Consider the following 1,112-nt stretch of genomic DNA (forward strand, 5'->3'; position numbering starts at 1 on the left):
AACGATCCATCACACCCAAGGCCGCCTCCCCAAAAGCAGCCTTGAATCTGATTTGCTCCTAAAAGGGAATCCTTAGAGTCCACACCGCCTAGGTCTCGGCATCCGCCCGAGCGCGGTAATCCTCGCGGCTGCCGTGTAGTGAATTCGTCGACGGTATCGGCCCAAAGCAGACATCGTACGGCCGCTATCGTTCGCTCGCGGGCAACAAACCCGCCAGAGCCTTGGCTTCTAATTTGAGCACGTCGATTGCAGCCTTGCGAGCGTCGGCATCGAAACGCGTCCAGATAGCTGACACTGAAAGAACGCCCCGCAGCTTGCCATACACGTCCATCAACGGGACAGCTGCGGCGGCGACCTCTAGATCCCGCTCACCAATCGAAACATAGTACCCTCTGTCCCGGATCTTCTTTCCTTCCGCGCTCACTGGCTCGCGATACGCAGTGAGAATCCGGCCGGCGGCGCCGCGATCAATCGGCAATCGCTGGCCTTCTTCGAGATGATGTCGAACTGAACGCGGAGAATTGACGCGGTAAAGACAGATGCGTTCATCGCCATCCGCAACATAAAAAGACGCAGTTTCCGCTGTCGCTTCAACCAGACGACGAAGCGAAGGCCGGATCACTGCGCCCAAATCCAGACCTCGCTGATAAAGCGACCCTAGATGCCATAGCTCTGGCCCGGGCCGAAATAATCGGTCCGCGCCGCGGACAAGAAAGCCGTCAGCCTCCAACGTGGAGGCTAATCGCAGGACTGTGCTTTTATAGAGATCAGTCGCCTCCGCAATCTGAGTGAGCGTCATCGCAGCCCGCTCCGCGCGGAAAGCTTTCAGGATCGCAAGGGCCCTGCTCACGGCGTCAACGCGTGTCTTGCTCATCTCGGCTCCAAGTTCTGCTTTGTAGAACACATATCGGGGGATGCTCCCAATAATTTACTACTTCTGTATCAGCCGGTTTTGCATATCGGAATGATGTTGGCTTGCCCATGCATGAGACTAATCGAATTGCTGGGAGAATAAGTTCTAGGAGCCTGTCCGAGTAGTCCCTGTTCAATTGGGTGGGAGTCTGATTTTATTGGCGGCGATGAGCAAGTATTTTCGCCTCTGGAAGATTGAT

At 55.7% G+C, this 1,112-nt stretch carries 1 protein-coding gene; it reads right to left on the reverse strand.

Annotation, left to right across the window (positions count from 1 at the left end; translation table 11 throughout):
• Nucleotides 1-184: 184 nt before the first annotated feature.
• Nucleotides 185-874 (reverse strand): IclR family transcriptional regulator, encoded by a 690-nt coding sequence (locus K288_RS0143520; protein ID WP_027584878.1) that lies wholly within the window; start codon nt 872-874, stop codon nt 185-187.
• Nucleotides 875-1,112 lie beyond the last annotated feature (238 nt).

It is taken from the genome of Bradyrhizobium sp. Ai1a-2 (assembly GCF_000426245.1).
Taxonomy (GTDB): domain Bacteria; phylum Pseudomonadota; class Alphaproteobacteria; order Rhizobiales; family Xanthobacteraceae; genus Bradyrhizobium.